The sequence below is a fragment of the Hoylesella enoeca JCM 12259 genome, from assembly GCF_000613405.1.
Taxonomy (GTDB): domain Bacteria; phylum Bacteroidota; class Bacteroidia; order Bacteroidales; family Bacteroidaceae; genus Prevotella; species Prevotella enoeca.
On record NZ_BAIX01000068.1, the window covers coordinates 1 to 7629 of the forward strand.

General features: G+C 48.3%; 8 protein-coding genes and 2 pseudogenes. All 10 read left to right on the plus strand.

Annotated elements, in window-relative coordinates; genetic code table 11:
* The first annotated feature begins 173 nt into the window (after window positions 1-173).
* The 10 genes and pseudogenes from JCM12259_RS16615 (at window position 174) to JCM12259_RS12045 (ending at window position 7263) form a co-directional block, all read left to right on the plus strand.
* The gene (locus JCM12259_RS16615) at window positions 174-413 is read left to right on the plus strand and encodes a hypothetical protein (protein ID WP_060544259.1); all 240 of its coding nucleotides are present in this window, start codon (window positions 174-176) and stop codon (window positions 411-413) included.
* A 35-nt stretch (window positions 414-448) separates the two neighbouring features.
* Window positions 449-1585 carry a hypothetical protein gene (locus tag JCM12259_RS15480; RefSeq protein ID WP_148299630.1) on the plus strand — a complete coding sequence of 379 codons (1137 nt, stop codon included), beginning with the start codon at window positions 449-451 and terminating at the stop codon, window positions 1583-1585.
* Window positions 1582-1974: a hypothetical protein gene (locus JCM12259_RS15945; protein WP_051559377.1), complete on the plus strand. Its 393-nt coding sequence runs from the start codon at window positions 1582-1584 to the stop codon at window positions 1972-1974. Before JCM12259_RS15480 ends, JCM12259_RS15945 begins: the two co-directional genes overlap by 4 nt.
* A gap of 209 nt (window positions 1975-2183) precedes the next feature.
* The gene (locus JCM12259_RS12015) at window positions 2184-2618 is read left to right on the plus strand and encodes an HU family DNA-binding protein (protein ID WP_025066625.1); all 435 of its coding nucleotides are present in this window, start codon (window positions 2184-2186) and stop codon (window positions 2616-2618) included.
* Window positions 2619-2860: 242 nt separating this feature from the next.
* Complete coding sequence (locus JCM12259_RS12020) at window positions 2861-3400, plus strand: DUF4199 domain-containing protein (RefSeq protein WP_025066626.1); 540 nt, start codon at window positions 2861-2863, stop codon at window positions 3398-3400.
* A gap of 12 nt (window positions 3401-3412) precedes the next feature.
* Window positions 3413-4374 (plus strand): annotated as a pseudogene (locus JCM12259_RS15485) (glycosyltransferase family 2 protein).
* Between the two features lie 86 nt (window positions 4375-4460).
* The gene (locus JCM12259_RS12030; RefSeq protein WP_309546426.1) at window positions 4461-4841 is read left to right on the plus strand and encodes a DUF6452 family protein; all 381 of its coding nucleotides are present in this window, start codon (window positions 4461-4463) and stop codon (window positions 4839-4841) included.
* Window positions 4792-5484 (plus strand): DUF6048 family protein, encoded by a 693-nt coding sequence (locus tag JCM12259_RS12035; RefSeq protein WP_025066628.1) that lies wholly within the window; start codon window positions 4792-4794, stop codon window positions 5482-5484. The genes JCM12259_RS12030 and JCM12259_RS12035 overlap by 50 nt, the downstream gene beginning before the upstream one ends.
* Before the next feature lie 56 nt (window positions 5485-5540).
* A pseudogene (locus tag JCM12259_RS15490) lies at window positions 5541-6571 on the plus strand (FAD:protein FMN transferase).
* A gap of 17 nt (window positions 6572-6588) precedes the next feature.
* The gene (locus JCM12259_RS12045) at window positions 6589-7263 is read left to right on the plus strand and encodes a Crp/Fnr family transcriptional regulator (RefSeq protein ID WP_025066629.1); all 675 of its coding nucleotides are present in this window, start codon (window positions 6589-6591) and stop codon (window positions 7261-7263) included.
* Window positions 7264-7629 lie beyond the last annotated feature (366 nt).

Here is a 7629-nt window from a genome sequence, read left to right on the forward strand (position 1 = left end):
GCACCTGGCGTAGACACCTTTTCAGCTTCACCCTACGCGCGCGCGTAAGGCGTGAGCTAAACACCAATAAACAAAGGGCTTCTCGGAGTTCCCTTTGTTTCACTTTTTATGCCCTTTTGCCAACCCGGCAAGGGGGAAAATTTCACGAATTATTCACTCAAAACATAGCGATTATGAAACAAAAACAATTAGAGAGTTGGGCTTACAGCAAGCCCGCGGTAACCATCAACCCTGTTGATGCAGAGTCATTGTTGTCGACAGGCTCCCAGTTCAGCGGAGGACACAGCCAAGGCCACGTAGGTAGCGGCGGAGGTGACGCCAAACAAGGATGGTTTGAGGAAGAAGAGGATGAAGAAAACCTAACCTCCTCTCCCGCAAGAGAGGAGCGCCTTTGGGGATTAGAGAGCTATTAAACAATAAGACAAAGAAAATGAAAAAGAAAAACAACATGAAGACAAACATTGCATCAATATTCGCCGCCGCAACACTCGCACTATTCACGGCGGCTTGCGCGAACGAAGAAACAACAAAGCCGGAAACTAATCCTGAAGCACCAGCTGCAGGCATGACCTTCGTCGGCGGCAGCGCCGTCAAAACCCGCACATCGCTCGACGTGACTTTACCGGGCGGCACAACTGTCGACTACTTCTGGGAGCCGAGCGACAAAATTTGGACGGCCGACGGAGCCACGGGCACGGCCCAGATCACAGCCAAATCGGCCACAGCCAACTTCCGCATGTCGAAGGCTTACACAACGTCGACCGTAGACGTATATTATCCGGGCGTGAACGCGTCGGCCTACAACCAAGTGACCATCGCAACGGCACAAACGCAGACGGAACCCAACTCAACCAAGCATCTCGGCGCAGCCGGCGACTGCGGCACGGCAACAGCCCACAAGCAGTCGGACAACAGCTACAAATTCGATCTCGACCACAAGGCCTCCTATCTCTGTCTGCTACCCCGCACGCCAAACAGACTGGTGAGTACTTATATCACGCAAGTCAAGATCACGGCAGACAACAACATTGCCGGCACTTACACGCTCTCATCCACAGGCCTCACCGGCAGCGGCTCATCCCAGGAGATCACTGTCACAACGAAGAGTGCAAGCGGCACATACGCCAACGGCTTCCCTCTGAATAACGCCGCCACCAGTCAGAGCACCAACGCCATCTATGCCGTCATCGCCCCGGGCACCCACGCCCTCACCATCGAATACACCATTAAAGACATCGTAACAAACGTTGGTGGAACAATCATCAAGACCATCGCCTCAACCGCTTATGCCGAGAACACCGTCTATCCCATCACAGCCAATATCAAAGTCACCGAATACCCCGGCGATGAATATTACATGTGGGATGCCGCCGAGGGACAGCATTATTGGAAAGGCCATGAGTGGGACAAAGCCGGTTATGTAGCAGATGTAGACCAACCTACGGTCAATAGCAACATCCAATTTGGCAGCGCTATCCTCAAAACGGCACTGATCCTCGCTGGTATAACCCAATTTTCCCTGGGAATGCTACTCGATCATGCAAGGATTGTCCCAACGTCAATGAATGCATTTGGTATGCCATGAAAGGCGAGCCCCACTGGGACACCGAACTCTGGGCCACAATGGGGCACCTCTATGCTGGCGGCATGTGGTTTCTGAAAAAGGATAAGATCTCGGGCTTTAACGCCAACAATTATCAGGGTACCGATTACCGCACCACATTTAACTCTTTCAACAACCATAGTATCACTCCTGGTAAGCCCAGCAACTTAAACGATTATTTCTATCTTCCAGCGCGTGGCGAATACGCTTCTGGTCACTTGCACAGGGTTGGCGAATACGGCTACTATTGGTCGAGTACGTATTACCAGTGGGATATAATCGACGTGCACTACCTGAGCCTCAGCAGTAGCTGCGTGACCGTGAACGACGCCCTTCGCTCCGGCAGCATGCAGCTATGGACCGCCCAATAAGTTTTGAGATGAATAAAATGATGCTCGGAAAAAACGTGTAGTGGTTTCGGAAAAAACATCTAGATGTTTTCGGGAAAACGTCTAGATGTTTTTAGGAAAATGACTAGACGTTTTGGATGAAACATCTAGACGTTTTTTGGAGCACGAAAAGTGAATTTGTAAAGCATTGTAAATCAGTATATTATAAACCAATAAAAAGGAGATCAAAAATGGATTACTCATTAAATGAGCGCGAATTGAAATTCGCCGGTGATGAAGAGAAAAAACAGTTTGTGGCAACGCTTGTTTGTCAGAAAGAGCACATCGCTTTTGACCGCCTCTGCGCTTTGATGGCCGAGGATTCGACTGTGGGCGAGGCCGACATCGCCGCCGTGTTTTACAAAGCGCGCAAGGTGGTGTACTTCCTTTGTTCGCAGGGTTACATCGTGGACGCCGGTCCGCTGGGCACGTTCCGCCCATCGATTCAGTCGAAGGCGGTGAAGAAGGCCGAGGATTTCAAACCCTCGGAACACATCAAGCGTGCGCAGATCCGTTTCACTCCCACGAAGGATTTCCGCGATCTGAAAGGCGTGAAGTATAACAAGGTGCAGAAACAGGAGCGGAAAAAGAAAGGCGGTGGTGGAACGACGCCGCAGAAACCGTAGAAAAAGGGAAAAGACGATTTAAAAGTGAAAGGGTGAAAAGATGGCTGGTGAGCTTCTTTTCACCCTTTTGCTTTGTTGAGGGTGGGTGGGGATGGAGAGAGTGTAAAGTAAACTGTGTTAAACTACTTCTTATTGTAGCCTGACACAGTTTACTTTACACTCTTCCCACCTTGATTTGTATTGTTAATTATCAACGATCGATGAACAGATATGAGATAAAATGCGTAAATTTGCCGACGAATATGACGATATCTCAAGCATTGATTCAGCTGAAAGCATTTGCCCGACAAGATGGGGCGATCGTGGCTTTAATTTGGACGGCAAGTTTTGCTTTTACGCTTTTAAGTCCCCAACTGCCGTGGGGGAGTCTCTTAGCTATTGCTACCCCGTTTGTCATCGGATGGCGTTTGATCAGGTTCCGCAACTATGCGTTAGGCGGCGTTATCTCTTTTCGGCGGGCATTGGCTTATTCTTGCTACACGTTTTTTTACGCTTCCGTGCTCTTTGCTGTGGTTCAATATCTTTATTTCAAATTCTTGGACCAAGGCGTTTTGATGCAACTGATGAATGAGACGGCACAGGTCTTGCTCCCCGTTTACAAAGCCCAGGGACTGCAAGAGACAGATATTCGGGAGGCGATCTCTATGTTCGGATCGCTCACACCGATACAACTCACATTTATGTTCATGATGCAGAATATCTTCATCGGCCTCCTTTTGAGTCTGCCGATAGCTGCCGTCTGCACGCGAAAAAATCGCTACGGAGGTCAGAAAATCAAATAAAGCAACAACGATATGGATATTTCAGTTGTCATTCCCCTATACAACGAAGATGAATCTTTGCCCGAACTCTATGCTTGGATCGAGCGGGTGATGCAAGCAAATGGCTTTTCTTTCGAAGTGATTTTCGTCAACGACGGATCTACGGATCACTCTTGGGAAGTGATCGAAAAGCTCAGTCGTGAGTCGGATTGCGTGAAAGGCATCAAGTTTCGGCGTAATTATGGCAAGAGTCCGGCCCTTTATTGTGGATTCAAAGAAGCACAAGGCGATGTCGTGATCACGATGGATGCCGATCTGCAAGACTCCCCCGACGAGATTCCCGGGCTTTATCGGATGATCAAAGAAGAGGGATTCGACCTCGTGTCAGGCTACAAGGAGAAGCGTTACGACCCGCTTTCAAAGACCATTCCCACGAAACTCTTCAATGCAACAGCACGCAGAATCAGCGGCATTCATAACTTGCACGACTTCAATTGCGGCCTGAAAGCTATCGGCGAGACGTGGTGAAAAACATCGAAGTGTATGGCGAAATGCACCGTTACATCCCTTACTTGGCCAAGAATGCAGGCTTCTGCAAGATCGGCGAGAAAATCGTGCACCATCAGGCCCGCAAATACGGCAAGTCAAAGTTTGGTTTGAATCGTTTCTTTAACGGTTATTTGGATTTGATCACCCTGTGGTTTCTCAGCAATTTCGGCAAAAAGCCAATGCACGTTTTCGGCTTTTTAGGCACGATAATGTTTCTCATCGGTCTGCTGTCGACGCTCGTTATCGGTGCCGATAAGCTTTGGGCATTGTCCCAAGGCATACCACAACGACTGGTGACAAGTTCTCCTTATTTTTATATCTCATTGACCATGATGATGATCGGCACGCAATTGTTCCTTGCAGGATTCCTGGGTGACCTGATCAGTCGCACGTCGCAGAATCGCAACGACTACCAAATAGAGGAGGAAATTAGATGCGGAAACTGATCCTTCTCATAGTTTTAATCTTGCTGTTAGTCGCCTGTTCATCGATCGATTGCCCTTTAAACAGTCGTGTTTTCACCAAATATAAGTTGGCAGGAAACGTCAGCACGCTAATCGACACATTGACCATCTACACTGAGACAGCTGCAAATAAAGACTCGGTGTTAATCAACAAAGATGTGAAAAAAGACAGTTTTCTGCTTCCAATGAGCTATCACAGAGAGCAAGACGTGTTCTTTTTCGAGATGAAAGACACCAATCAGGTGGTCTATCACGATACGATCGTCGTACGAAAAGAGGACCATCCCCACTTCGAAGCAGTGGACTGCAATCCCACGATATTCCATACGATCCGAGGAATCAGATATACTCACCACCGAATCGACTCAATTGTGCTCAACAATTCAACGGTAAATTATAATGCGTCAACCACTCATTTCCTCATATTCTTTAAAGGCGGCCGTCCTTAGTCTGCTACTTTTATGCGGCGTTTCGGCTACAGCACAACGACCGAAGAAAATCATCGCGCAGCAGCCCGACACCATTCCGCTGTTCCGAGGCGTTGCCGTTTCGGGCGATTTAGTGGGGTTTGCACAACTCACTCTCGGCGATTACGGCCAGTATGAAGCTGCGCTGCGCATGAATTTAAAGGACAAATACTTCCCCGTTTTCGAACTCGGATACGGCAAGGCCAATGCAGACGATGTGGCAACACGACTGCGTTACAAAACCAATGCACCTTATGCGCGGGCCGGTTTAGACTTCAACATGATGAAAAACAAGCACGACGACTATCGCCTTTACCTCGGTTTCCGCTACGCTTTCACGTCATTCAAATACGATGTAGAGAGTCCGGGACTCTTGGATCCTATTTGGCGCGAACGCGTGGAATTTGGCGCACACGACGTGAAATGCTCTTATCATTGGTTGGAAGCAGTGATCGGGATCGATGCCAAGCTGTGGGGACCGATTCGATTGGGATGGAGTGTGCGTTACAAACGCCGCTTGTTCCACAGCGAAAGCGATTTCGGCAATGCCTGGTATGTGCCCGGATTCGGCAAAGGAGGCAACTCGCGATTAGGCGGAACATTCAATGTCATCTTTGAATTATAGCCCAATCTCACATCCTTTTCACCTTTCCACCCTTTCACTTTTTCATCTTTCAAAGTATGTTTACCAAACAACGTAAGCGCCTTTTATGGCAAATACCCTTCCTCGCAGCCCTCATTCTCGGCACAATTTTGATCATTCGGCAGCAGCATTCAATGCCTTATCAACATGATTCGGGCTATATCTTCGGAACGATTTACAACATCACCTATCAGAATGACAAAGATTTGAATGCCGAAATCATGGCCAAACTCAATAAAGTCGACGCCTCAATGTCTGCATTCAACAAACAGTCAGTCGTGTCACGAATCAATCGCAACGAAGCTGTTACGGTAGATCCAATGTTTGAAGAGGTGTTTCGTTTGGCCGAGGATGTGTCGAAAGAAACCGGCGGAGCATTCGACATCACAGTCGCTCCACTTGTAAACGCATGGGGATTCGGCTTTAAAAATGGCGTAAAACCCACTCGGCACGCGATCGACAGCATTCGTTCGCTGGTGGGGTATCAGAAAGTGAGCCTAAAAAACGGCCAAATTCGCAAGGCCGATCCACGCGTCATGCTCGATTTCAGTGCCATTGCCAAAGGCTATGGAAGTGATGTCGTAGCCCGCTTTTTACGTCAGCAAGGTATTAATAATTTCATGGTTGAGATCGGGGGCGAAGTTATTACGAGCGGCATCAACGACAAACGGTTGCCCTGGCGCATTGGCGTGACCAAACCCACAGACGACTCTCTCTCTGTGAATCAAGAACTCCAAACTGTCTTAAACTTGACGGACAAAGCGATGGCAACCAGCGGCAACTATCGAAAATTCTATTACAAAAACGGTAAGAAATATGCACACACCATTGATCCGAAGACCGGCTATCCCGTGCAGCACAACATCCTGTCGCTACGGTGATAGCCAGAGACTGCGCCACGGCCGATGCTTACGCCACATCTTTCATGGTGTTGGGACTCGACGGAGCACGAAACATATTGGACCGACATCCCGAACTGATGGCATATCTCATCTATTCTGACGCCCGCGGACATAATGCTGTATGGTTTTCACCATCGATGAAAGGCAAGATTTTAGGCAAACCGTAACGCAAAAATAGAGAAAGATGGACGGCAAGAATCAACTCTATGACAAAATGCTGGAGCTTCCGTTGTTTCAAGGAATGAGTCGCGATGACCTAACTTTGGTCGTGGGACACACCAAAATTGGGTTTCTTAAATTGCCGGCAGGTCGATTACTTCTAAAAGACGGTGATGTTTGCGATCAGCTTTACTGTTTGATGGATGGCACATTGACCGCCGAATCCGTTGCCGATGACCATAGTTACACATTCGAGGAAATCATTTCGGCTCCCAACCTGATTCAACCCGAACGGCTGTTTGGCCTCACCCAGCGCTTCACACGAACCTATACGGCCCAAACAAAATGCTGCCTGATCGCCTTAGACAAAGCTGAAACGATGAAACTGATCGATCGCTTTATGATCTTTCGACTGAATCTGATGAATCGGATCGCTACGAACCTGCAACGCACCAGTCATCAGCCGTGGCGTCGACAACCCGCAGATCTGCGCGGAAAAGTGATTCGATTTTTCGAATCCCACTGCTTCAAACCGGCCGGTGAGAAGCATATCAAAATCAAAATGACGCAATTGGCTCATGAATTAAACGACAGTCGGCTAAGCATCTCTATCGTTCTGAACGCTCTGCAAGCGGAAGGATTGCTCACGCTTCACCGCGGTCGGATTGATATCCCAGCTTTGGAGCTTCTGTTGATGTAGTCTAATGCGAATTCGATATAAGATTTATTTCATTGAGATTTATTCAACACCTCATATCATCCCTCTTTGTTGAAATGAGAAGTCAAGCGCATCAAGATTGAGTTTTTTTCTCCTGCCCTTCGGTTCAATTCCTTTTGAAATATTCATGATGTGCCTGTCGCTGAACTCATCAAAAAAACGTTGTTTCCAGCAACTTTTTGCTCGAAAAGTGAGTATCGGGACTTCCCGCCAGCATGTTTTTGCTCGAAAAGTGAGCCGCGGGGCTCCCGCTAGCAACTTTTTGTTCGAAAAGTGAGCGGCGGGGCTCCCGCCAGCAACTTTTTGCTTGAAAAGTGAGTAGTGGGGCTCCCGCTAGCAACTTTTTGC